This is a genomic window from Paraburkholderia sp. SIMBA_030 (genome assembly GCF_046535245.1).
Classification (GTDB): Bacteria; Pseudomonadota; Gammaproteobacteria; order Burkholderiales; family Burkholderiaceae; genus Paraburkholderia.
This window is the reverse complement of record NZ_JAWRXB010000380.1, coordinates 1-277: the sequence shown is the minus strand read 5'-3', so window position 1 is coordinate 277 and position 277 is coordinate 1. Positions and strand designations below refer to the sequence as shown.

Here is a 277-nt window from a genome sequence, read left to right as displayed (position 1 = left end):
CTGTAGGTCGGATCGCAAACCGACCGAGGAAAGCGGCTGATAGGCCGGAAGATTGATCCGGTTATAACAGCACGGCGCGATGGCCAATTGTTTGCACCCCGGCGCGCTGGCGAGCTGGATCAACCGCACATGCAAATCACCGCAGGCGTGCAGCGCCACCGGTGTGTGATCAACAGTCAATAAATTCGCGGTGTCAGGCGCGAGCACATCCTGTTCGACGTGCAGCGCCCGCAATTGATGACGCTGGCTGAGTGCCTGTCCGCTGGCCACCAGGGCC

1 protein-coding gene is annotated in these 277 nt (G+C 61.0%); it reads right to left on the bottom strand.

Annotation, left to right across the window (positions count from 1 at the left end; all coding sequences use genetic code 11):
- On the bottom strand, positions 1 to 277 hold a 277-nt coding region (locus SB772_RS40430), incomplete at both ends, for a methyltransferase (RefSeq protein ID WP_410838574.1).